Source organism: Pseudomonas sp. BF-B-26 (genome assembly GCF_019956495.1).
Lineage (GTDB): Bacteria > Pseudomonadota > Gammaproteobacteria > Pseudomonadales > Pseudomonadaceae > Aquipseudomonas.
This window is the reverse complement of the sequence record NZ_JAHBDP010000095.1, coordinates 1-24,438: the sequence shown is the minus strand read 5'-3', so window position 1 is coordinate 24,438 and position 24,438 is coordinate 1. Positions and strand designations below refer to the sequence as shown.

At 58.9% G+C, this 24,438-nt stretch carries 21 protein-coding genes; 11 read left to right on the top strand and 10 right to left on the bottom strand.

Features of this window, described 5'->3' with window-relative positions:
- Positions 1-70: 70 nt before the first annotated feature.
- The 6 genes from ydcS to KGB03_RS21880 all read left to right on the top strand — a co-directional run bounded on the left by ydcS (position 71) and on the right by KGB03_RS21880 (position 7,495).
- Positions 71-1,222 carry a putative ABC transporter substrate-binding protein YdcS gene (gene ydcS / locus KGB03_RS21905; RefSeq protein ID WP_111451392.1) on the top strand — a complete coding sequence of 384 codons (1,152 nt, stop codon included), beginning with the start codon at positions 71-73 and terminating at the stop codon, positions 1,220-1,222.
- A gap of 161 nt (positions 1,223-1,383) precedes the next feature.
- Complete coding sequence (locus tag KGB03_RS21900) at positions 1,384-2,421, top strand: ABC transporter ATP-binding protein (protein ID WP_223528904.1); 1,038 nt, start codon at positions 1,384-1,386, stop codon at positions 2,419-2,421.
- 1 nt (position 2,422) lies between these two features.
- Positions 2,423-3,370, top strand: coding sequence for an ABC transporter permease (locus KGB03_RS21895; protein WP_134101844.1), 948 nt, complete (start codon positions 2,423-2,425; stop codon positions 3,368-3,370).
- Entirely contained in the window at positions 3,360-4,202 is an 843-nt protein-coding gene (locus tag KGB03_RS21890; protein ID WP_111451389.1) for an ABC transporter permease, read from the top strand. The genes KGB03_RS21895 and KGB03_RS21890 overlap by 11 nt, the downstream gene beginning before the upstream one ends.
- Positions 4,203-4,359: 157 nt before the next feature.
- Complete coding sequence (locus tag KGB03_RS21885; protein WP_223528902.1) at positions 4,360-5,784, top strand: gamma-aminobutyraldehyde dehydrogenase; 1,425 nt, start codon at positions 4,360-4,362, stop codon at positions 5,782-5,784.
- A gap of 226 nt (positions 5,785-6,010) precedes the next feature.
- A complete protein-coding gene (locus tag KGB03_RS21880; protein WP_223528900.1) occupies positions 6,011-7,495 on the top strand; it encodes an APC family permease in 1,485 nt (494 codons plus the stop codon).
- 77 nt (positions 7,496-7,572) lie between these two features.
- Here KGB03_RS21880 and KGB03_RS21875 read toward each other — a convergent pair whose 3' ends face one another.
- Positions 7,573-8,826 carry an AAA family ATPase gene (locus KGB03_RS21875; RefSeq protein WP_223528898.1) on the bottom strand — a complete coding sequence of 418 codons (1,254 nt, stop codon included), beginning with the start codon at positions 8,824-8,826 and terminating at the stop codon, positions 7,573-7,575.
- A 439-nt stretch (positions 8,827-9,265) separates the two neighbouring features.
- Here KGB03_RS21875 and KGB03_RS21870 point away from each other — a divergent pair, with 439 nt between their 5' ends.
- Positions 9,266-9,772, top strand: coding sequence for a Bro-N domain-containing protein (locus KGB03_RS21870; protein ID WP_218537929.1), 507 nt, complete (start codon positions 9,266-9,268; stop codon positions 9,770-9,772).
- 53 nt (positions 9,773-9,825) lie between these two features.
- Positions 9,826-10,071, top strand: a complete 246-nt coding sequence (locus KGB03_RS21865; RefSeq protein ID WP_218537930.1) for a hypothetical protein — start codon at positions 9,826-9,828, stop codon at positions 10,069-10,071.
- Positions 10,072-10,081: 10 nt separating this feature from the next.
- Here the strand turns inward: KGB03_RS21865 and KGB03_RS21860 are convergent, their stop codons facing one another.
- Positions 10,082-10,267 (bottom strand): hypothetical protein, encoded by a 186-nt coding sequence (locus KGB03_RS21860; protein WP_111451415.1) that lies wholly within the window; start codon positions 10,265-10,267, stop codon positions 10,082-10,084.
- 391 nt (positions 10,268-10,658) lie between these two features.
- On the opposite strand from KGB03_RS21860, the gene KGB03_RS21855 reads away from it, so the two are divergent.
- The gene (locus KGB03_RS21855) at positions 10,659-12,284 is read left to right on the top strand and encodes a glucan biosynthesis protein D (RefSeq protein ID WP_223528896.1); all 1,626 of its coding nucleotides are present in this window, start codon (positions 10,659-10,661) and stop codon (positions 12,282-12,284) included.
- A 209-nt stretch (positions 12,285-12,493) separates the two neighbouring features.
- On the opposite strand, the gene KGB03_RS21850 is transcribed toward KGB03_RS21855, so the two are convergent.
- From KGB03_RS21850 to KGB03_RS21840, 3 genes are all read right to left on the bottom strand, one after another.
- A complete protein-coding gene (locus KGB03_RS21850) occupies positions 12,494-13,600 on the bottom strand; it encodes an NADH:flavin oxidoreductase/NADH oxidase (protein ID WP_218537932.1) in 1,107 nt (368 codons plus the stop codon).
- 279 nt (positions 13,601-13,879) lie between these two features.
- A complete protein-coding gene (gene recJ, locus KGB03_RS21845; RefSeq protein ID WP_223528892.1) occupies positions 13,880-15,589 on the bottom strand; it encodes a single-stranded-DNA-specific exonuclease RecJ in 1,710 nt (569 codons plus the stop codon).
- 66 nt (positions 15,590-15,655) lie between these two features.
- On the bottom strand, positions 15,656-16,198 hold the full coding sequence (locus KGB03_RS21840; protein WP_008151638.1) for a YaeQ family protein: 543 nt from the start codon (positions 16,196-16,198) through the stop codon (positions 15,656-15,658).
- Between the two features lie 147 nt (positions 16,199-16,345).
- Between KGB03_RS21840 and KGB03_RS21835 the strand changes: the two genes are divergently transcribed.
- Both KGB03_RS21835 and KGB03_RS21830 read left to right on the top strand, forming a co-directional pair.
- Positions 16,346-17,545 carry a CaiB/BaiF CoA transferase family protein gene (locus tag KGB03_RS21835; RefSeq protein WP_218537934.1) on the top strand — a complete coding sequence of 400 codons (1,200 nt, stop codon included), beginning with the start codon at positions 16,346-16,348 and terminating at the stop codon, positions 17,543-17,545.
- On the top strand, positions 17,499-18,467 hold the full coding sequence (locus tag KGB03_RS21830) for a TIGR02285 family protein (RefSeq protein WP_218537935.1): 969 nt from the start codon (positions 17,499-17,501) through the stop codon (positions 18,465-18,467). The genes KGB03_RS21835 and KGB03_RS21830 overlap by 47 nt, the downstream gene beginning before the upstream one ends.
- Before the next feature lie 170 nt (positions 18,468-18,637).
- On the opposite strand, the gene KGB03_RS21825 is transcribed toward KGB03_RS21830, so the two are convergent.
- From KGB03_RS21825 to dsbC, 5 genes are all read right to left on the bottom strand, one after another.
- The gene (locus tag KGB03_RS21825) at positions 18,638-18,925 is read right to left on the bottom strand and encodes a DUF3509 domain-containing protein (RefSeq protein ID WP_223528890.1); all 288 of its coding nucleotides are present in this window, start codon (positions 18,923-18,925) and stop codon (positions 18,638-18,640) included.
- A gap of 162 nt (positions 18,926-19,087) precedes the next feature.
- Positions 19,088-20,446, bottom strand: coding sequence for a transporter substrate-binding domain-containing protein (locus tag KGB03_RS21820; RefSeq protein WP_223528887.1), 1,359 nt, complete (start codon positions 20,444-20,446; stop codon positions 19,088-19,090).
- 121 nt (positions 20,447-20,567) lie between these two features.
- The gene (gene thrC, locus KGB03_RS21815; RefSeq protein ID WP_076029878.1) at positions 20,568-21,977 is read right to left on the bottom strand and encodes a threonine synthase; all 1,410 of its coding nucleotides are present in this window, start codon (positions 21,975-21,977) and stop codon (positions 20,568-20,570) included.
- A 66-nt stretch (positions 21,978-22,043) separates the two neighbouring features.
- Positions 22,044-23,348 carry a homoserine dehydrogenase gene (locus KGB03_RS21810; protein WP_074880855.1) on the bottom strand — a complete coding sequence of 435 codons (1,305 nt, stop codon included), beginning with the start codon at positions 23,346-23,348 and terminating at the stop codon, positions 22,044-22,046.
- Between the two features lie 134 nt (positions 23,349-23,482).
- A complete protein-coding gene (gene dsbC / locus KGB03_RS21805; RefSeq protein WP_192406304.1) occupies positions 23,483-24,214 on the bottom strand; it encodes a bifunctional protein-disulfide isomerase/oxidoreductase DsbC in 732 nt (243 codons plus the stop codon).
- Positions 24,215-24,438 lie beyond the last annotated feature (224 nt).

Below are 24,438 nucleotides of genomic sequence, written 5' to 3'. Positions count from 1 at the left end.
CAAGCCGCTAACGGCCTGCTTCACCACGTTCAAAACTGCCCCGACCATAATTAAAGAAGAGGGAAACCCCATGTTCGTGCACAAGACCGCACTGCTCAGTGCAATCACCACCGCGCTGCTGGCCAGTGCCAGTATCCAGGCCGCCGAACCGTTGAAAGCCGTCGGTGCCGGCGAAGGTCAACTGGATATTGTGGCCTGGCCTGGCTACATCGAACGTGGCGAAAGCGACAAGGCCTACGACTGGGTCACCGGCTTCGAAAAGGAAACCGGCTGCAAGATCAACGTCAAGACTGCCGCCACTTCCGATGAGATGGTCAGCCTGATGTCCAAGGGTGGTTACGACCTGGTGACGGCATCCGGCGACGCCTCCCTGCGGTTGATCGCCGGCAAGCGTGTGCAGCCGATCAACACGGCGTTGATCCCGAACTGGAAGAACATCGACCCTCGACTCAAGGATGGCCCGTGGTACGTCGTCAATAAACAAACCTACGGCACCCCGTACCAATGGGGCCCGAACGTATTGATGTACAACACCAATATCTTCAAAACGGCGCCGGACAGCTGGAGCGTGGTGTTCGAAGAGCAAACCCTGCCGGACGGCAAGTCCAACAAGGGCCGGGTCCAGGCCTACGACGGCCCGATCTACATCGCCGATGCGGCGCTTTATCTCAAATCGAAACAGCCGGAACTGGGCATCAAAGACCCGTACCAGCTCAACGAAGCGCAATACAAAGCGGCGCTGGATCTGCTTCGCAAACAACAGCCCTTGATCCACCGCTACTGGCATGACGCAACGGTCCAGATGAGCGACGTCAAAAACGAAGGCGTGGCGGCGTCCAGCACCTGGGGCTACATGGTCAACGGCCTGGTGGCGGACAAGCAGCCGGTTGCCTCGGTCATTCCAAAAGAAGGTGCAACGGGTTGGGCCGACACCACCATGTTGCACGCCGAAGCCAAGCACCCGAATTGCGCCTACAAGTGGATGGACTGGTCGCTGCAACCGAAAGTCCAGGGTGACCTGGCGGCCTGGTTCGGTTCGCTGCCGTCGGTTCCGGCGGGGTGCAAGGAGAGCGAATTGCTCGGCGCCGAGGGTTGCAAAACCAACGGTTACGATCAATTCGACAATTTGGCCTTCTGGAAAACCCCGCAGGCTGAAGGCGGCAAGTTCGTGCCGTACAGCCGCTGGACCCAGGATTACATCGCGATCATGGGCGGCCGTTAACCCCTGTTGAGACCGATCGTTCCCACGCTCCGCGTGGGAATGCATCACCGGACGCTCCGCGTCCATTCGCGCAAAGGTGACGCAGAGCGTCACGGGCTGCATTCCCACGCAGAGCGTGGGAACGATCATCACCAGCCTTCGATTTTTTGGAGCACCGCACCATGACGCTTGCAGTCCAGTTCACCAACGTTTCCCGTCAGTTCGGCGAAGTGAAGGCCGTTGACCGGGTTTCCATCGATATCCAGGACGGCGAGTTCTTTTCCATGCTGGGCCCTTCCGGTTCGGGCAAAACCACCTGTCTGCGCCTGATCGCCGGTTTCGAACAACCGAGTGCTGGCTCTATCCGTATTCACGGCTTAGAGGCCGCCGGGCTGCCGCCGTATCAGCGTGACGTGAACACCGTGTTCCAGGATTACGCGTTGTTTCCGCACATGAACGTACTCGACAACGTCGCCTACGGTTTGAAAGTCAAAGGCGTCGGCAAAACCGAACGCCAGAAACGCGCCGAAGAAGCCCTCGACATGGTCGCCCTCGGCGGCTACGGCGAGCGCAAACCGGTGCAACTGTCCGGCGGCCAACGCCAGCGTGTGGCCCTGGCCCGCGCCCTGGTCAATCGTCCGCGCGTGCTGCTGCTCGATGAACCCTTGGGCGCGCTCGATTTAAAACTGCGCGAGCAAATGCAGGGTGAACTGAAGAAGCTGCAACGCCAGCTCGGCATCACCTTCATCTTCGTCACCCACGACCAGACCGAAGCACTGTCGATGTCGGATCGCGTGGCGGTGTTCAACAAAGGGCGCATCGAGCAGGTCGATACCCCGCGCAACCTCTACATGAAACCGGCTACAACCTTTGTCGCCGAATTCGTCGGCACCTCCAACGTGATTCGCGGCGACCTGGCGAAACAATTGAGTGGCAATCCACAGCCGTTTTCGATTCGCCCGGAACACGTGCGTTTTGCTGAAGGACCATTGGCCAGTCATGAAATCGAAGTCAGCGGTTTGCTCCATGACATTCAGTACCAGGGCAGCGCCACGCGCTATGAACTGAAACTGGAAAACGGCCAGACCCTGAACATCAGCCAGGCCAACGTCCAGTGGCTGGACGTCAGCGCGCAACATCAGACCGGACAACGCATCAGCGCGCGCTGGGCACGGGAAGCGATGATCCCGCTGCACGACAACGTCGTCGGTGGAGTGTGAGATGAACAGCGTGGCGCTCCCTCAAACCCCGACCGGCGGCTCGCCGTTGCGCAGGTTTTCCAACCTGCTGTATCGCCGGCCGAATTTTTACCTGTCGCTGCTGCTGGTGCCGCCGCTGCTGTGGTTCGGCGCGATCTACCTCGGCTCGCTGCTGGTTCTGCTGTGGCAAGGCTTCTACACCTTCGATGACTTCACCATGGCGGTCACGCCCGACCTGACCCTGGCGAACTTCGCTGCCCTGTTCCAGCCGTCGAACTTCGACATCATCCTGCGCACCTTGAGCATGGCCGTCGTCGTGTCGATCGCCAGCGCCATCGTCGCGTTCCCGATTGCCTACTACATGGCGCGCTACACCACCGGCAAAACCAAGGCGTTTTTCTACATCGCGGTGATGATGCCGATGTGGGCCAGTTACATCGTCAAGGCGTATGCCTGGACCTTGCTGCTGGCCAAGGGCGGTGTGGCGCAGTGGTTCGTCCAGCACCTGGGGCTTGAGCCGGTTTTGCAATTCGTTTTGGGCATTCCGGGCGTCGGCGGCAGCACCTTGTCGACCTCGCACCTGGGCCGGTTCATGGTGTTCGTCTACATCTGGCTGCCGTTCATGATCCTGCCGATTCAGGCCTCGCTGGAACGTCTGCCGCCGTCCTTGCTGCAAGCCTCGGCCGACCTTGGCGCCAAGCCGCGCCAGACCTTTATGCAAGTGACTTTGCCGCTGTCGATTCCGGGCATCGCGGCCGGTTCGATCTTCACCTTTTCACTGACCCTGGGCGATTTCATCGTGCCGCAACTGGTGGGCCCGCCGGGCTACTTCGTCGGCAGCATGGTGTACGCCCAGCAAGGCGCGATCGGCAACATGCCGATGGCCGCGGCCTTCACGTTGGTGCCGATTGTGTTGATCGCCATTTACCTGACTATCGTGAAACGACTGGGGGCCTTCGATGCGCTCTGATGCAAAAAAACCAGCGCCGGAAACCCACGGGGAGAAAGCCTCACTTGGCTTGCGCATCGCGGCCTGGGGCGGGTTGCTGTTTCTGCACTTTCCGATCCTGATCATCTTCCTGTACGCCTTCAACACCGAAGACGCAGCGTTCAGCTTTCCGCCTAAAGGCTTCACGTTGAAGTGGATCGGCGTGGCGTTCTTGCGACCCGACGTGCTGGAAGCGATCAAGCTGTCGCTGCAAATTGCCTCCGTCGCGACGTTGATTGCGCTGGTCCTCGGCACGCTGGCATCGGCGGCGTTGTACCGCCGGGATTTCTTCGGCAAGCAAGGCATCTCGCTGATGCTGATCCTGCCGATTGCCTTGCCGGGGATCATCACCGGCATCGCGTTGCTGGCGACCTTCAAGACGCTGGGGATCGAGCCGGGAATGTTCACCATCATCGTCGGTCACGCGACCTTCTGTGTGGTGATCGTCTACAACAACGTCATCGCCCGCTTGCGTCGCACTTCTCACAGTTTGATCGAGGCCTCGATGGACCTCGGCGCCGACGGCTGGCAGACCTTTCGCTACATCGTCCTGCCGAACCTCGGCTCGGCCTTGCTGGCCGGCGGCATGTTGGCGTTCGCCCTGTCGTTCGACGAAATCATCGTCACCACCTTCACCGCTGGCCATGAACGCACCCTGCCGCTGTGGCTGCTTAACCAGCTCAGCCGCCCACGGGATGTGCCAGTGACCAACGTCGTCGCAATGCTGGTGATGATGGTGACCATGCTGCCGATCCTCGGCGCCTATTACCTGACCCGTGGCGGCGAAAGCGTTGCGGGCAGTGGCGGGAAATAACGGACAACGACTAACCCCTGTAGGAACCGGTTCAAATGTGGGAGCGGGCTTGCTCGCGAAAGCGGTGTATCAGGCAACATCAATGTTGAATGTGATGGCCCCTTCGCGAGCAAGCCCGCTCCCACAAGAAAACAACACTTTCGAAAAGGATAAAGCCATGCAAACCAAACTCTTGATCAATGGCCAACTGATCGACGGCGAAGGCCCCGCCCAACCAGTGTTCAACCCGGCCCTCGGTCGTGTGTTGGTGGAAATCAACGAAGCCAGTGAAGCCCAGGTCGATGCCGCCGTGCGTGCCGCCGACAGCGCCTTCGAAGGCTGGTCGCAAACCACGCCGAAAGAACGTTCGCTGCTGCTGCTCAAACTCGCCGACGCCATTGAAACCCACGGCGAAGAGCTGGCCAAACTGGAATCGGACAACTGCGGCAAGCCTTACAGTGCTGCACTGAACGACGAGATCCCGGCGATTGCCGACGTGTTCCGTTTCTTCGCCGGCGCCAGCCGTTGCATGAGCGGTTCGGCGGGCGGTGAATACCTGCACGGCCACACCTCGATGATCCGCCGCGACCCGGTTGGCGTGATCGCGTCCATCGCACCGTGGAACTACCCGCTGATGATGGTCGCCTGGAAAATCGCCCCGGCCCTCGCGGCGGGTAATACCGTGGTGCTCAAGCCGTCGGAACAAACCCCGCTGACCGCGCTGCGTCTGGCGGAACTGGCGTCGGAGATTTTCCCGGCCGGCGTGCTGAACCTGGTGTTCGGTCGTGGTCCTACGGTTGGTCATCCATTGGTCACACACCCGAAAGTGCGCATGGTCTCGCTGACCGGTTCGATCGCCACCGGTTCGAACATCATTTCCAGCACCGCCGACAGCGTCAAACGCATGCACATGGAACTGGGCGGCAAGGCTCCGGTGATCATCTTCGACGACGCCGACATCGATGCTGCCGTGGAAGGCATTCGCACCTTCGGTTTCTACAACGCCGGCCAGGACTGCACCGCCGCCTGCCGTATCTACGCGCAGGAAGGCATCTACGACAAATTCGTCGAAAAGCTCGGCGAAGCGGTCAGCAGCATCAAGTACGGCGTGCAGGATGATCCGTCGACCGAACTGGGCCCGCTGATCACCGCGCAACATCGCGACCGCGTGGCCGGGTTTGTCGAGCGTGCCTTGGCGCAGCCGCATATCCGATTGATCACTGGCGGCAAGGCTGTTGAAGGCAATGGCTTCTTCTTCGAACCGACGGTGTTGGCCGACGCGCAACAGGACGATGAAATCGTCCGTCGTGAAGTGTTCGGGCCGGTGGTGTCGGTGACCAAGTTCGCCGATGAAGCGCAGGTGCTGGGCTGGGCCAACGATTCGAACTACGGCCTGGCGTCGTCGGTGTGGACCTCGGACGTCGGTCGTGCGCATCGCTTGTCCGCACGCTTGCAGTACGGCTGCACCTGGGTGAATACACACTTCATGCTGGTCAGCGAAATGCCGCACGGCGGTCAGAAACTGTCCGGTTATGGCAAGGACATGTCCATGTACGGGCTGGAGGACTACACCGTCGTTCGGCATGTGATGTTCAAGCACTAAAAGCTTCGCGAGCAAGCCCGCTCCCACAGGGGAATGCATTCCAAATGTGGGAGCGGGCTTGCTCGCGAAGGCGTCACCGCTACGTCAAGGAAGAAACCGGCACCAAGCACCACCAGGCTCCACCCCAGACAACCAAAACAATAACCACCGATCCGGGCAGCGCCGTCATGGCCCTGTCACGGTTTCGGACATCCGAAATCTGCCGATTTTCCGGAGTTAACACACCATGAGTGCATCACCCGAACTCTCCGCAGCCGTTGCCGACAGCGATGCCGAGCAACTGCGCAAGCTGGGTTACACCTCAAACTTCAATCGCAGCATGAGCCTGTGGGAAAACTTCGCCCTGGGCTTCACTTATCTCTCTCCGGTCGTAGGGGTTTATACCCTGTTCGGCCTGTGCCTCGCCGCCGGTGGGCCTCCGATGTTCTGGGCGTATTTGCTGGTCGGCTGCGGCCAGTTGCTGGTGTGCCTGATCTTCGGTGAAGTGGTCTCGCAGTTCCCGATTTCCGGCGGCGTGTACCCGTGGGCTCGTCGCTTGGTGGGCAAGCGCTGGGCGTGGATGGTCGGCTGGATCTACTCCATCGCCCTGTGCGTCACCATCGCCGCCGTTGCAGTGGGCGCCGGTCCGTACCTGGCCGCCATGATGGGCTTTGAGCCGAACAACAACACCAACATCGTCATCGCACTGTTCCTGACGCTGTTCGCCACCCTGGTCAACCTCAGCGGTACCAAAGTGCTGGCGCGGATCGCCATGTTCGGTTTTCTCTGCGAGCTGGTCGGCGCAGTGATCGTCGGCGTTTACCTGCTGATCTTCGAGCGTCATCAATCGATCAGTGTGTTGTTCAACACCTTCGATATCAGCATCGACGGCTCGTATCTGCCAGCGTTCCTCACCGCCTCGCTGGCGGGGATGTTCCTGTACTACGGCTTCGAGGCCTGCGGCGACGTGGCCGAAGAAACCCCGAACCCGAGCAAGCAAATCCCGGTGGCCATGCGCATGACCATCTACATCGGCGGCATCGCGGCGATGTTCGCCTGCCTGGCGCTGATCCTCGCCGTGCCAGACATGCAAGCAGTGATCAATGGCACCGACAAGGACCCGGTCACCACCATCCTCAACAACGCCTTTGGCCCGGTCGGTTCGAAAGTGGTAATGGGCGTGGTGATGATTTCCTTCATCTCCTGCGTCATCAGCCTGCAAGCGGCGGCGAGTCGTCTGCTGTATTCCTACGCCCGGGATGAAATGGTCATCGGCAGCTCACTGCTGAAGAAAATTTCCCCTACGACTCAGGTGCCGGTTGCGGCACTGTTCGTGTCCGGCGTCCTGCCGGCGCTGATCATTGTGCTGGGCTTCTTCCTGCAGGATGCGGTGGCAACCATCGTCAGCTTCGCGGCCATCGGCATCTACCTGGCGTTCCAGATGATCGTGCTCGCAGCACTCTATGCGCGCATGAAAGGCTGGAAACCGAGCGGCAAATTCACCCTCGGCGCCTGGGGCTGGGCCGTGAACATCGGCGCGCTGGTCTATGGCGTCAGCGCGATCATCAACATGGCCTGGCCACGCACGCCGGATGCGGCGTGGTACATCAACTACGCGATGGTGTTGAGTACTGCGATCGTGATTGGGTTGGGGCTGGTTTACATGTGGCTGGCCAAGCCATATGACCATGGGACTGCGCCTGCGGGGGATGCTTGGAAGGTTAGTCGGTAGTAGTAATTGCCCAGCCCGCAGCGATGCGGGCTGGGTTCAAAGTGTTAGTACAAGCTCTTGTTTCGAACGCGCCATGATCAACCCCGCCTTATCAGTGGCAACCCGCGATAACGACCTTCAAAGTAGCGTTTCTCAACATCCTCCCCTTCCCGTCCTTCAAAGTCGTAAACAGAAAAAAGGCAGGTTGCACCGTTAGCGTCTCTTTCGGTGATCCAGAACTGATCGCGCCGAAGCGCTTTGGCGTTCATCAGATGAGTGTCGTGAGTGGTAAAGATCAGTTGAGTATCCAACCCACCGTCCAGGTGCTTCTCAATCAAGTCCGCGACTATTGAGGGATGAAGACTGCTGTCCAACTCATCGACAGAAAGTATCCCGCTACCATCGGCGTGATTGATCATGAACCAGGGCAGCCAGAATCCAATCAGGTTTTTCGTACCGTCGGACTCCTCGGAAAAATCAAACTCAGCGGTGCCTAAAAAGCTCGTATGTGTGAGGGTTACTTTGTCTTTTTGGGCTGCGGCGAAGAACTCTTTCAGTGTGAGTTTTTTGGTGTGTTGAACAGACTCTGCGTCTTCGGTGTTGAGCCGGATCGCTGACACCGGGATATCCACTTCCTTTAGAAAGTCTCGTAAATCATGTGTGTAATCCGAGGCCATCCGAAGAAATCTGATGGACGCTGCTGACAGCCCCATCATGTTGTTCTGCTCAATAACGAGTAGACCGGTTTGAAACCAGCTAAACGGCCCCCGCAACTGAGTCAACTCTTCACTACTGTTCGCAACCGCCTGCGAAATAAACAACATCTTGGGGCTCGTCAGACGCCGCCAGGCGTTGTGCACCTCTTTGCCACCCTCGAGGCTTGAGCCAAAAACATAATGCTCCCCCTCATCTACAAAGCGACGCGAATACAACAGCGTTTCCTTACCTTTGGGATAGGAATCCAATTGTTCCTCGACAATTCGCTGCACAGTCATGCGCAGAACAAACCGATATCGGACCCCGCGTTGAATGAAGTTGTACTCAAAAGAACTGGGTTCGTTTTGAAGTTGCGGGTCAAAACGAAATGGAGAGACAGGTAGCGGCTCATCATTTGATGTAGGTATCGAAGCGAGCAAACTCCCCATGACCCCCATTGCCCGGATAAGCGAAGACTTACCGGATGCGTTCGGTCCGTAAATCGCCGCCACTTTCAATAAATCAGGCAGCTTTTCTCCATTTACGATGGGTGTGAACACGTTGCGCTTTTTGCTCAAGCGCGGCGTCGCAGCCATGGACAGGGTTTGCTTGTCACGGAAGGAGCGATAATTGGAAACTGAAAATTCGATCAACATGTAGCAAACCTGCAGTTCGTTCCTGAATGCGGGAAAAACTATAGGAAAAACCACGGCTGTGACGCTGCTTGACTGCACTTCAGGCAAAAACAGGAAATTCCTACAGATCGAACCTTCCGGCGTAGACACCAATTCCTACATCACGCGTCGCCAGAGTAGACTTGGCGCCGCGAGCGCCTGAACGATAGGCTTTACCTCGTCGCTGCCAAATCAGCGACCCGGGGTCGAAGCCGGGAAATTTCAAAACGGTGCTTACGCGCCCCCCATAGAATTGAGGCAGTTTCATGTCTTCAGTTCTGATTTATGGCGGGCCGTGTGGCGCGGGCCTTCCGGCTTCCGTTTTGATTGGAAGTGTCCCGACTTCGAACGCCACTCGGTCCGCCACCCAACCTGTCGAAGGGTTGGTGGCGACTTTCCTACTCAAAACGGAAGTCACTTCATGTCAGCACACGCTCAAAACTCGCTTCTACCTTACTTCTCCCCAACCATCTTCACCCGCCACAACCGCTTCCTCCACGCCTTCATGCAGGACAACCAAGCCTGGTTCTGCGTCCAGGATCTCGGTCGCTTGATGGGCCGCCCGATGGACCAACGCCTCACCCTGAAACTCGATCCCGATCAGCGCCAATATGTCTGGATGCTGAAGAATGGCAAAACGGTCGAATCACTGATGGTCAGCGAATCAGGAATGTATGCCCTTCTGGTGCACCATTTCGTCCCGGAAAACCGAAACCTGCGCCAATGGCTGAGCAACGAAGTCATACCTTCGCTGCGTGAGTCGAAAGCTACATCTGTGGATAACATTCCAAGCCTGAGTTCGTTGCAGTGGGCCGGGATCTCGGTGCCGCTGCTGCATTGGCAGCATCAGGCCTGGATCAAATGGCGGGACATGCCTGATCTGATGCAGGCACAACGGCCGTTCACGATCATGGGCACTTGCAGTTGAAGGCGGGATGAATAAATGAAAAAGGGGCAGACTTCATAGTCTGCCCCTTTGGTTTGAATAGCCCCGTTCAATCTCCCGCAAGAGCAATCCGCACCCGTGAGCAACCGCGCATCACCAGCCAAAGCGTCACTGAAGTGATTCCAAGTGATAGCGCCTTTTCAGAAAAGTATCTGCGACAAACCATTGAGCAAAAAAATATCGCGGCTCGCCGCCAAGCAATCCAGGAAGGCATCATCGACGCCGATGCTGGCAAGCTGACCCGCCTGGCCACCGTAAAAGCCAAATGGCTTTCACGGTAACCATCCTCGGTCAAAACCGCGAAACACTCCTCATCGCCTCCACCAGATACCGCATCGCAATCTGGTCGCTTTCCGACAGCTCCCGATAGCGCTCCAACAACTTCATCTCGTCCGAGCTGACCCGACGCCTTCGGCGCGCACTGGTCAGGCAAGGAAGGATTCCCAGCAACTGGGTGATGCCTTGTACTTTCGTCATGGACGATGTCCTTCTATAAGCCCGAGAAAACTTCAAAAACCGCATCGCCCTCTCCTTTTTGTAGTCGCCGGCCTGAAGGGCAGAGGTCGGTCATGAACACAGAATAGGAACTATCGCGGCGGTGAAAAGCGATTTTTAGAGTAATTAGTCAAAAAAAGCAGAAATGCCCTATAAATCAGAAAGTACTGTCGGAAAACTTAACCGACATTTCTTGTTTCATTGCCACGAAGCCAAAGTGCTACCAATCATTTTTTCTCCGCAACCGAACGGTTTAAGCTATTTGTTATCTGTTTAATGTCCGTTGCGTTTGGCCGAAGGCATGTCCGAACCTTTATTTTTGATCCAGCACGTGCCAGGAACGGCGCGGGATTGTTCACGACAGGTTGAACTTATGCACCGCAGGAATTTGCTCAAAGCGTCCATGGCCATCGCTGCCTACACCGGATTATCAGCCACCGGTCTGCTGGCTTCGCGGGCCTGGGCCGGCACCGGCGCGGCGGATGGCGAGGCTCAGGCGTTCGACTTCGAAGCGCTGAAGATCCAGGCCAAGCAACTCGCCGGCAATCGCTATCAGGACACCAAGCAGGTGTTGCCGCCGACCCTGGCGACCATGACACCGCAGAACTTCAACGCGATCCGCTACGACGGCAACCACTCGCTGTGGAATGACCTCAATGGTCAGCTGGATGTGCAGTTTTTCCACGTGGGCATGGGTTTCAAGCAGCCGGTGCGCATGTACAGCGTCGACCCCAAGACGCGTCAGGCGCGGGAGGTGCATTTCCGCCCGTCCCTGTTCAACTATGAAAAAACCACGGTCGATACCAAACAGCTCACGGGCGACCTGGGGTTTTCCGGGTTCAAGCTGTTCAAGGCCCCGGAGCTGGACCAGCACGACGTGCTGTCCTTCCTCGGCGCCAGCTATTTCCGTGCGGTCGATGCCTCAGGCCAGTACGGTCTGTCGGCGCGCGGCCTGGCAATCGATACCTATGCCAAGAAGCGTGAAGAATTCCCGGATTTCACCAAGTTCTGGTTCGAGACCCCGGACAAGGACAGCACCCGTTTCGTGGTCTACGCCCTGCTGGATTCACCGAGCGCCACCGGTGCCTACCGTTTCGATATCGATTGTCAGGCCAGCCAGGTCGTCATGGGCATCGATGCCCACATCAATGCACGTACTGCCATCGAACAACTGGGCATCGCGCCGATGACCAGCATGTTCAGCTGCGGCACCCATGAACGGCGCATGTGCGACACGATTCACCCGCAAATCCACGATTCTGATCGCCTGGCCATGTGGCGCGGCAACGGCGAGTGGATCTGCCGCCCGCTGAACAACCCGGCCACCCTGCAATTCAACGCCTTCGCCGACACCGACCCGAAAGGTTTCGGTCTGGTGCAGACCGATCATGAGTTCGACAGCTATCAAGACACCGTCGACTGGTACAGCAAGCGTCCGAGCCTGTGGGTAGAACCTACGACTGCGTGGGGCGAAGGCTCTATCGATCTGTTGGAAATTCCTACGACGGGCGAAACCCTGGATAACATCGTCGCATTCTGGACCCCGAAAAAACCGGTCGCGGCCGGCGACTCACTGAACTACGGCTACAAGCTGTACTGGAGCGCACTGCCACCGGTCGGCACGCCGTTGGCGCGGGTCAACGCCACTCGTTCAGGCATGGGCGGCTTCATCGAAGGCTGGGCCCCAGGCGAGCATTACCCGGAAGTTTGGGCTCGACGGTTTGCCGTGGACTTCACCGGAGGCGGTCTGGATCGCTTGCCGGAAGGCGCGAGGATCGAGCCGGTGGTCACGTGCTCGAATGGGCAAGTGAAGGATTTCAACGTGCTGGTGCTGGATGACATCAAGGGTTACCGCATTACCTTTGACTGGTACCCGACCAATGACAGCGTGGCTCCGGTTGAGCTGCGACTGTTCATTCGCACCAATGACCGGACGTTGAGTGAGACCTGGTTGTACCAGTATTTCCCGCCGGCGCCTGAGAAGCGTAAGTACACCTGAGGGTAATTGGTTGTCTGGGCGGGCCTCTTCGCGGGCAAGCCCGCTCCCACAAGGATCGGCGGTGTCGCACAAAATGAGTGAACTCCACTACACCCCTGTGGGAGCGGGCTTGCCCGCGAAGACGGCCGAACAGGCAACAACCATTCCTGCACAGAAACGCAAAAGCCCCGATCACAACGACCGGGGCTTTTTGGTTTTTACAGCATCAATCAGTCACGCAAATCCGACTCATGAATCGGCTGTTCACGATGGGTGGCCCGCTGATACTGCGCTGGCCAGATGGCCTTGCGTCCCCCCAGGTCATCATCGGCATGCAGTGGCCAGTACGGATCACGCAACAGCTCACGGGCGAGAAAGATGATGTCAGCCTGGCAGGTACGCAGAATGTGCTCGGCCTGTGCCGGCTCGGTGATCATTCCTACCGTGCCGGTGGCAATACCTGACTCTTTGCGCACACGTTCAGCGAAGCGGGTCTGATACCCGGGACCTGTAGGAATCTCGGCGTTGGCCGCCGTACCGCCCGACGAGACGTCAATCAGGTCTACGCCCAACGCGTGGAGCCGTCGCGCCAGCTCCACGGTTTCATCCGGGTTCCAGCCGTCTTCCACCCAATCGGTGGCCGACACCCGCACGAACAGCGGTAGCTCTTCAGGCCACACCGCACGCACCGCTTCGGTGACTTGCAGCACCAGTCGGATGCGATTCTCGAACGAACCACCATATTGATCGCGCCGCTGATTGCTCAGGGGCGAAAGAAACTGATGCAACAGATAACCGTGGGCGGCGTGTATTTCCACCACTTTGAAACCGGCGGTCAGCGCTCGCTTGGCCGAAGCGACAAAGGCCTGAATGACCTCAGCGATCTCGCCATCATCGAGCTGCCTGGGATGGGTGTGCTGCGGGTCGAAAGCAATCGGTGAAGGGCCCACCGGCACCCAGCCACCGTCTTCGGGTTTGACGCTGCCATGTTTGCCGATCCACGGCCGATGGGTGCTGGCCTTGCGCCCGGCGTGAGCCAACTGAATGCCGGCCACAGCGCCTTGCGCCGCAATGAAGCGCGTGATGCGTTGCAACGGTTCGATCTGTTCATCGTTCCACAGGCCGAGGTCCTCGGCGGTGATGCGCCCATCGGCCGTGACCGCCGTGGCTTCGGTAAACACCAGGCCGGCGCCGCCGACAGCGCGGCTGCCGAGGTGGACCAGGTGCCAGTCATTGGCCAGCCCATCAACGCTGGAGTACTGGCACATCGGCGATACCGCAATGCGGTTGAGCAGGGTCAATTGGCGAAGGGTATAGGGTTCAAGCAGCAGACTCATGGGGCACCTCTCGAATCAGTGGGCAGGCTCCAGGGTTCTGTTTGAAAGTCGACGAGTGACAGGAAAAAGGTGCAGCACCCGCCCCCGCGGGCAAAAAATTCGACAAGACGTCACAAGGATAATCAAGCAGTGCTTAGAGACTAGTCGACATCGGAGGATGAGGGCGGGTTCCGGGGAAATTTGGCGTGAGGGAGATCGCCTTCGCGAGCAAGCCCGCTCCCACATGGGGTCTGTGCTGTTCACAAAACCTATGTGGGAGCGGGCTTGCTCGCGAAGAGTTCAACGCGGTTCGATGTGGGCAATCATCAACTGCACCGTCTCGTTGCCACGGAACTCGTTGAGGTCGAGTTTGTAGGCCAATTCCACCCACTTGATGGTTGGATTCGGCCAGATGTCGCGATCGATTCCGAAGGCAATGCCATCCAGTTTTACCGAGCCACATTCACTCTTCAGCACCACTTTGAGGTGCCGCTCGCCGACCACTCGCTGCTCGACCAGCTGGAACACGCCGTGGAACAACGGCTCCGGGAAGTGCTGCCCCCAGGGTCCGGCATGACGCAGGGCGCGAGCCAGTTCCAGGTGAAATTCCTCGACCGCCAGCGTGCCGTCCGACAGCAATCGCCCGGTCAGGTCTTCTTCGCGTAATTGCCTACGCACTTCCGCGTCAAAGGCTTCGGCGAACAATGGAAAATTCGCTTCTGGCAGTGTCAGGCCGGCGGCCATCGCATGGCCGCCGTATTTGCTGATCAGATTCGGATGCTGCGCCGCCACCACGCTCAACGCGTCACGAATATGAAAACCCTGAACCGAACGCCCCGAGCCCTTGAGCAAGCCATCGCCGGCATCGGCAAAGGCAATGGTCGGACGGAAATAGCGTTCTTTCATACGCGATGCGAGGATTCCGATGACACCTTGGTGCCACTCGGGATCGAACAGGCACAAGCCGAACGGCATCGACTCGACCGGCAAATCCTTCAGTTGAGCCAGCGCTTCACGCTGCATGCCCTGCTCAATGGATTTGCGGTCCTGGTTCATGCCGTCGAGTTGTGCGGCCATTTCACGCGCCAGAGCAGCGTCTTCGGTGAGCAGGCATTCGATGCCCAGGCTCATGTCATCCAGACGCCCCGCCGCATTCAGACGCGGGCCAACAATGAAACCCAGGTCGGTAGAGGTGATGCGCGTGTGGTCACGCTTGGCGACTTCGAGGATCGCCTTGATCCCCGGTCGCGCGCGCCCGGCGCGAATCCGCTCCAGGCCTTGGTGCACCAGAATCCGGTTGTTGGCATCCAGCGGTACCACGTCGGCGACGCTGCCCAGGGCCACAAGGTCCAGCAACTCGCCGATGTTCGGTTGTGGCTTGCTCTCGTACCAACCGAGGCTGCGCAAACGCGCACGCAAAGCCATCAGCACATAGAAAATCACCCCGACGCCGGCCAGCGCCTTGCTCGGAAACTCGCAACCCGGTTGGTTCGGATTGACGATGGCATCGGCCAACGGCAACTCGTCACCGGGCAAGTGGTGGTCGGTGACCAGCACCTGGAGCCCGGCCTTTTTCGCCGCCGCCACGCCTTCAACGCTGGAGATTCCGTTGTCCACAGTGATCAGCAACTGGGGTGTACGGGTCAGCGCCACTTCAACGATTTCCGGCGTCAGGCCGTAGCCATACTCGAACCGGTTCGGCACCAAGTAGTCGACGTGCGCCGCGCCCAGCAGGCGCAAGCCCAACATGCCCACGGTGCTGGCCGTCGCCCCATCGGCGTCGAAGTCACCGACGATCAGAATCCGCTGACGCTGTTCAAGGGCCGTCACCAGCAAATCCACCGCCGCATCGATGCCTTTGAGCTGCTGGTACGGAATCAACCGCGCCAGGCTCTTGTCCAGTTCAGCCTCGGACAGCACGCCCCGCGCCGCGTACAGCCGGGTCAGCAGCGGCGGCAGATCACCGAGGAATGGCAGGGTGTCGGGCAACAGGCGAGGTTCGATGCGCATGGGGTGACAGGTGCTTCTCTTGAATACGTAGGATAAAACCGGATAACGCGGACCAGCAGCGAGTAATCAGCCGCGTTCGCCGCTCAGCCACTGCAACTGGACTTCATGCTGACCACGGTCGTCGGTGACGAAAATCGTTCCTTCGCTGATCATCACGTCCCACTTGATAACCCGGGGCATGTCTTTGGCCAGGGTTTCCAGCACGTCCTGGGGAACAGCAGCGATGTGCACGTTTTTCAGGTTTTTGATCGCCGGGATCACTTTGGTCTCCCAGACGCGCAGGCTGCCGTAGGCCAGCAGGCTGGTGCGCTCGGTGCGACGCGAGCACCAGGTCAGGCGATCGGCGTCTGGCTGGCCGACTTCGATCCAGTGCAGGACACGGTCGTCCAGGCTCTTTTCCCACAGGGCAGGTTCGTCCACGTCTGACAGACCGCGACCGAACGACAACTGCTCGTTGTACCAAAAGGCGTAGGCCAGCAGCCGCACGGTCATACGCTCTTCGGTCTCCGAGGGGTGACGGGCGATGGTCTGCTTCACGCTCTCGTACACGCTGCGGTCGAGGTCGGTAAGGTTCAGTTCAAACTTGTAGGTCGTGGACGGCTGGGCCATGAACGGGCTTCTTGATACGGGGAAAGGCGGCAAGTCTAACCGATGCGGTAGGCAATCCACGAATTGAAGGCGATCAACCTTGGTCGTCTGACGTTCGGCTATGTTAAAACCCTGTCTTCGCTCAACCTTTGTCCTACAGGATCCAGCATGCCGCTCACCGGAAAACCGCTCTCAGGGCTGAAAGTCATTGAATTGGGTACGCTGATCGCCGGGCCGTTTGCCTCGCGCATTTGCGGCGAGTTCGGTGCCGAGGTGATCAAAATCGAGTCCCCCGATGGCGGCGATCCGTTGCGCAAATGGCGAAAACTGTATGAAGGCACCTCGCTGTGGTGGTTCGTCCAGGCGCGCAACAAGAAATCCCTGACCCTGAACCTCAAACACCCCGACGGCTTGGCGATCCTGAAAAAACTGCTCAGTGAGGCGGACATCCTGATCGAGAACTTTCGCCCTGGCGTGCTGGAAAAGCTCGGCCTGAGCTGGGAAGTCTTGCACGCACTGAACCCGAAACTGGTGATGGTGCGCCTCTCGGGTTTCGGTCAGACCGGGCCGATGAAGGATCAGCCAGGCTTTGGCGCCGTCGGTGAATCCATGGGCGGCTTGCGCTACATCACCGGGTTCGAAGACCGGCCACCGGTACGCACCGGGATTTCCATCGGTGACTCTATTGCTGCGTTGTGGGGTGTAATCGGCGCATTGATGGCCCTGCGTCATCGCGAGGTCAACGGTGGCCTTGGCCAAGTGGTGGATGTGGCGCTGTATGAAGCGATCTTCGCCATGATGGAAAGCATGGTCCCGGAATTCGACGTGTTCGGTTTCATCCGCGAACGCACCGGCAACATCATGCCGGGCATCACGCCCTCTTCGATCCACACCAGTGCCGACGGCAAACATGTGCAGATCGGCGCCAATGGCGATGCGATCTTCAAACGCTTCATGCTGATCATTGGACGCGAGGATCTGGCCAATGACCCTGTGTTGGCGAGCAACGACGGACGCGATAGCCGTCGCGACGAGATTTATGGGGTGATTGATCGCTGGGTCAACTCGCTGCCGCTGGACGCCATCATCGAGCAGTTGAATCAGGCCGACGTACCGGCCAGCCGGATCTTCAGTGCCGAGGACATGTTCAGTGATCCGCAGTACCTGGCCCGGGAAATGTTCCTGAAGGCCAAGTTGCCGGATGGCAAAGATTTCAAGATGCCGGGAATCGTGCCGAAACTCTCAGAGACACCCGGAACATCGGAATGGGTCGGGCCGCAGTTGGGCGAACACAATGCGCAGGTACTCAACGATCTTGGTTATGACAAGGAACAGATCGCAAAGCTGCGTGAAGACGGGGCCATCTAAGCTGAGGCGCCTGCTTGCGCGGCCCATCAACCACTGCCTGACGCGCGGCGGACGAGCATTGTGCGCGTTCGGGTTTTTTCTGTTGCTCGCCGGCCAGGCTCAGCCAACGTGGGCGCAGCCGAAGGAAACCCTGGTCTGGCTGTTGCGCGACCTTCCACCGCTGATGATTTTCGAAGGATCTAAAAAGGGCCAGGGCGTCATTGATCAACTGCTGCCGCTGCTGATCGCCCGCATGCCGCAATACGAACACACCCTGATGCGAGTCAATCGCGCTCGCGGCTTGCAAATGCTCCACGAGCCATCCCTCACGTGCGATGCGGCGCTGAACTGGAGCAAGGAGCGCGATGATTGGATCGCGTTTTCCATCCCGGTCTTTCGGGCCATGAGCAATGGCCTGGCCGTTCGACGCGTTGACCGGGAGATCCTGGCGCCCTTTATCAAGGACAGCGAAGTGGACCTGGCGGCCCTGCTGGCCAGTGGCCGGGAGAAACTGGGGATTATTGCCGAGCGCAACTACGGCGAATATCTCGACGCGCTGCTCAAACAAGCGCCAGCCAACTCACTGACCCTCCACTACGGTAACGATGCCTTGGGCAGCCTGTTGCAAATGCAACGCCTGGGGCGCTTGCGGATGCTGTTGGGGTACCGCTCGGAAATCCGCTACCAGGCCCAGCAGCAAGGGATCGCGGAAGATGAATTGCAGTTCTACCCGATTCGCGGCACGGGCAAATACCTGTCCGGTTACATCGGCTGTACCGACACTCCCCAGGGCCGGCAGGCGATCATCGAGATCAACCAACTGCTGCGCACCCTGCCCCACGATCACTTGAGCCAGGCATACGCCGCCTGGCTGGACCCCGAAAGTCGCAGCGACTACCTGGAAGCCAGCCGGGCATTTTTCCTGCAGCAGGCCGAGCAATGACAAATCGCAGGCAAAAAGAAACCCCGAGAAGTGGGGAGACGACTCGGGGTTAAACGTGGTCTACATAAAGACCAGTGGCAGCAAGCTACAAGCACCGGAGCACAATGCTTGATCCTGCTGTTACAAGGTCTGACTGACCTAAGCGCAGGAAGGTTCCCACAAAAAACAATTCAATTACGGTTGGCCAGGATCTTGTCCTGTGCAGCATTACGTAACGCCGCAATGACGCAGGGCTCCAGCCTGCCTTCGGCGATCAGCACGTCGCGATGCAATCCGTCGACGACATCCGTCAGCAGACGTTTGCTGGTCAGTTGGGCCTGATTGAACGCCCGCTCGACCACGATCGCGCCGGTCGCATTTTTCAGTGTCACCAGGCGTTCGCCATGGGTTCCCGACGGGGTCAACGTTACCTGATACGGGCTCAGAGCTTCACCGAGCAATAGACTGATACTTTCCATCTCGATCACCACTCAATAGTCCGAAAACAAAGTGCCTGGGGCGTACCTACAGTAAATGACCACTGGCTCGAGAAGAAAGTTCTGGATACCGACTGCTGGGAAACCTGCGCCTCGGGTCAATAGAGCATGCACGGCCAAGATGACAGATAAAAAACAGCCGCGTCATGCCTGTTGCTTGCGCTTGCCGATATCGGTCCATCCTCCCAGCAAGCCCCGCAATTGTCCGTCGGCACCGTAAAAAGGCACCGTCCACTGATAGATATGCCTGACGCCGTTGTTGAACATCAATTGACGCTCACTGAAGCGCGTCTTGCGCGTACCGAGCTGGGCCATGAACTCTGCATGCAGCAGTTCGGCAGTCTCTTTGGGCAACACGTCCAGTTCAATCAGCTGTCGTCCCTGAACCTGGTCGAAACGGGTCGACAAGCCCTCCTCATAACTTTTGTTGCACATGATCAAACGCCCTTCCAGATCACGAACAAACACCGCATCGGGCATGGCGTCCATCAGCGCATGCTGGAAGGCGAGCTGATCACTCAGACTTTTCTCGGCATCCACGCGTTGCTGGATCAATAGCGTGAGCCGTCGGTTCCAGAGCAGGGACAACAGGCCGAACAGGCTGGCGATAAACATTCCCCAGCAGCCCCACTCGGCGAGTCGGTGCCAGGTGCCAGGCACCTTGACGGGGGCAATCCCATTGAGCCATTTCAGGCGAATGGCGCGCAATTCGGCAGGATCAAGCGCCTCGAGCGCCTTGTTGAGGATGCTCGACAGCTGTGGCTGACCTTTGCGTACGGCCAGGTGGTCCGCCTCCCATTTGCCCTCCACCGTATACCCGACCTTGAGCTGCCCGGACGGATAGAGTTGCGCTCCGGTTTCGTTTTCGATGGTGGCATAGGCCTCACCGCTCTCGACCAGCGCCCGGGCCTCCGCGTAGGTTTTAACCGAGCGCAGCTCGATGTCAGGATAGTCGCGGAGAATCGTGGCCTCCAGCGCATGCCGGGTCGGCAACACCAGAACCCTTCCCGACAGCTGCTCCAGGGATTGCACCACTGGCGCCCCGGCCCGCCCGACGAACACCCAGCCAGCGCCACCGAACGCATGACTGAAATCCAGAAACGTCTTGCGTTCGTCATTCATCGCCAGCGTCGTGCTCATGTCCGCTGCGCCACTTTCCAGTCGCCCGAGCAACTGATCGGTGGAAAACGATTCTTCGTGAACAAACCGCAATCCCGTCATCGCGCTGATGCGGTTGAGCAGATCATTGTTCAAGCCGCTCCATTGGCCGTGCTTATCCTTGAACAGGTACAGCGGGTACTGCACCGAGGCGACGATGACTTTTGAATGCTCGGCAATCCATTTCAACTCCTGAGCATCCAGCTCGATCCTTGGGCCAGTAACCGATCCTTTGGAATCGGTTGCCGACAATTGCGACGCGCTCCCCCATTGAGCAAATCCCAGGGTACCGACTAAAAAAAACATCCAGCACGCGGCTGGTTTTAACCCTCTGAAAAACAGCATTGCCACTTCCTTCGCGATCAACTCGCCCGTCCTTCATGGGGCGAAAACCCGACAAGTGTGGCACGCAGAAATGAGAAAGCCCGTCAGGAGACGGGCTTCAAAATGTGACAGTTTTAATTGGTTACAGAGGCTTGCCGCGGTTGCCATGCTTGCTGACAAAGGCCTGCACGGCTTTCAGGTCATTTGGCAGCACGGTGCAGCGCTCATCTCTTTCAAACAAATCAGAAAGATGTGCAGGCAGTTCGAGCGCTTTTCCTACGCCAGCTTTTTCCACTGCGTCCGGGAATTTGACCGGATGCGCCGTACCGAGGATCACCATCGGGATATCCAGGCTGCGACGGCACTCGCGCGCCGCCTTCACGCCGATGGCGGTGTGCGGATCAAGCAGCTCGCCGGTTTGCTCGAAGACTTCGGCGATGGTTTCGCAGGTTTGAGCATCGTCCACAGCCAGCGAATCGAACAGCTTGCGGGCTTCGGTCCAGCGTTCCTGTTCGACGCTGAAACCGCCACCCTGCTTGAAGGTGTCCATCAGCCCGGCGATCGCTGCGCCGTTGCGACCGTGCAGGTCGAACAGCAGGCGTTCGAAGTTCGACGACACCATGATGTCCATCGACGGCGACAGCGTGGCGTGCAGGGTGTCCTTGACGTACTGATTGCCGCTCATGAAGCGGTGCAGGATGTCGTTGCGGTTGGTGGCGACGATCAACTGGTTGATCGGCAGGCCCATGTTGCGTGCCAGGTAACCGGCGAAGATATCGCCGAAGTTGCCGGTCGGCACCGAGAACGATACCGAGCGCGCCGGGCCGCCCAACTGCAGGGCTGCGTGGAAGTAGTAAACGATCTGGGCCATGATTCGCGCCCAGTTGATCGAGTTCACTGCCACCAGACGCGTGCCTTTGAGGAAGCTCTGGTCGGCGAAGCTGGCCTTGACCATTTCCTGGCAGTCATCGAAGTTGCCTTCGATCGCGATGTTGTGGATGTTCTCGCCGAAAATGGTGGTCATCTGACGACGCTGCACTTCGGACACACGGTTGTGCGGGTGCAGGATGAAGATGTCGACGTTTTCGCAGTGCTTGCAGCCTTCGATGGCGGCCGAACCGGTGTCGCCGGAGGTAGCGCCGACAATCACTACGCGCTCACCACGTTTTTCCAGCACGTAGTCGAGCAGACGACCCAGCAGCTGCAAGGCGAAGTCTTTGAACGCGAGGGTCGGGCCGTGGAACAGTTCCAGCACCCATTCGTTGCCGTTCAGCTGACGCAGTGGTGCCACGGCGTTGTGCGAGAACACGCCGTAGGTTTCTTCGAGGATCTTTTTGAAATCGGCATCAGGAATGCTGCCGGTCACGAATGGGCGCATCACCCGGAAGGCCAGCTCGTGATACGGCAGGCCGGCCCAGGAAGCGATTTCTTCCTGAGTGAAACGTGGCAGGTTTTCCGGGACGTACAGACCACCGTCCGTGGCCAGACCAGCCAGCAGGACGTCTTCGAAATTCAGGGCCGGTGCCTGGCCGCGGGTACTGATATAACGCATGACTGGCTCCAATAGACAGTGTTCGCAAACCCGGGCTCGCAAGCGAGCCCGGTGAACGATAACGGCTTAGTTCAGGTGCTCGACGCGGATCCGTACGACCGGACCGACTACCCCCGCCAAGGCTTCCAGGGCGGCGATCGCGTCGTTCATGTGCTGTTCCAGCACGCGATGAGTCAGCAGGATCATCGGCACCAGGCCGTCGTGTTCTTCGACTTCCTTCTGCATGATCGATTCGATGTTGATGCCGCGCTCCGACAGGATGCTCGCCACCTGCGCCAACACGCCCGGATGATCCTTGGCCTGAATACGCAGGTAATAGGAGCTCTCGCAGGCCTCGATCGGCAGGATCGGGTGGGCCGACAGCGAGTCCGGCTGGAACGCCAGGTGCGGTACGCGGTTTTCCGGGTCGGACGTCATGGCGCGAACCACGTCCACCAGGTCGGCGATCACCGACGAAGCGGTCGGCTCCATGCCAGCGCCAGCGCCGTAGAACAGGGTCGAACCGGCGGCATCACCGTTGACCATCACTGCGTTCATCACGCCGTTGACGTTGGCGATCAGGCGATCGGCCGGGATCAGCGTCGGGTGCACGCGCAGTTCGATGCCGGCCGCGGTGCTGCGCGCCACGCCCAGGTGCTTGATGCGATAGCCCAGCGCTTCGGCGTAGTTCACGTCAGCGGTGGTCAGCTTGGTGATGCCTTCGGTGTAGGCCTTGTCGAACTGCAACGGAATACCGAACGCGATGGACGCCAGGATCGTCAGCTTGTGGGCCGCGTCGATGCCTTCAACGTCGAAGGTCGGATCGGCCTCGGCGTAACCCAGGGCCTGTGCCTCGGCGAGTACGTCTTCGAAAGTCCGGCCCTTCTCACGCATTTCGGTGAGGATGAAGTTACCTGTGCCGTTGATGATGCCGGCGACCCAGTTGATGCGGTTGGCCGACAGGCCTTCACGGATCGCCTTGATCACCGGAATGCCACCGGCCACGGCGGCTTCGAACGCCACAATCACGCCCTTCTCGCGGGCCTTGGCGAAAATTTCATTACCGTGAACGGCGATCAACGCCTTGTTCGCGGTCACCACATGTTTTCCGTTCTCGATCGCTTTGAGTACCAGCTCGCGGGCAACGGTGTAGCCGCCCATCAGCTCTATGACGATGTCGATCTCAGGGTTCGTGGCCACTTCGAAGACATCGTTGGTAATCGCAATACCGGTCGTCTGGAACTGAGGCTTTGGCGTGCGCATGGCAATTTGTGCCACTTCGATTCCACGCCCGGCACGACGAGAAATTTCCTCGGCGTTACGCTGAAGTACGTTGAAGGTACCGCCACCGACGGTCCCTAACCCACAGATGCCTACTTTGACCGGTTTCACTGTGAACTCCCCATGAAACGGCCGACTCAAGGCCGGCCGTGAAAACAACCGCATACTCGCGGTTCTCTATTAATGGCCCGGCGAACGCTGCCGCCGAACCACGATCGTCAATGGCTGACCGTGACGATGCGAATTTACTTCGCGCCCAACGCCAGTTTGGCGACTTGTGGCGCAGGCTGGTAGCCCGGAATGACCTGACCGTCGGCCAAAACGATGGCCGGTGTACCGTTCACGCCGATCGACTGACCGAGGGCGAACTGCTTGGAAACCGGGTTATCGCACTTGGCGGCCTTGATTTCCTTGCCGTCGACCATCTTGTCCATGGCCGCTTTCTTGTCTTTCGAGCACCAGACCGCTTGCAGCTGCTCATCACCCGGTGAGCCCAGGCCCTGGCGCGGGAACGCGACATAACGCACTTCGATGCCGCGCTTGTTCAGCTCAGGCACTTCAGCGTGCAGCTTGTGGCAGTACGGGCAGGTGGTATCGGTAAACACGGTGATGTGCGATTTGGTTTCGCCGATCGCCGGGTAGACCACGGTTTCCGCGACTGGAATGGCGTTGATCAGTTTGGACACGCCCAGGCGTTCGGCCTTCTCGGTCAGGTTGATCGGTTTGCCGTCCTTGAGCTGGAACATGTAGCCCTGCACCACGTATTGGCCGTCGGCGCTGGCGTAGAGCACGCGGCTGCCTTGCAGCTTGACCTCGTACAGGCCCGGCAGCGGACTGGCGGTGATGCTTTCTACCGGCACCTCGAGCTGGAGGTTTTCCAGGCTTTTACGAATGGCTTTGTCGGCCGCATCATCGGCGACGGCAAAGGTACTGACCAGCGCAATGGCTGCGGCGGCGAAAATCTGGGTCAGACGCATAAGAACTCCTGAAGGCGGACAAATGGGACGATCAGAACGCCCGTGCCGAAACACCGGGTCATAAACGCCCACCGTGCAAACCGGCAAAGCCTACCACATAAGGCCCCTGTGGCCGAATGCGGGTGATGCGGGACATCGTGGTGACGCTGGCTCTTATGTGGGAGCGGGCTTGCTCGCGAATGCGGTGTGTCAGTCGACATCATCTTTGACTGACACACCGCATT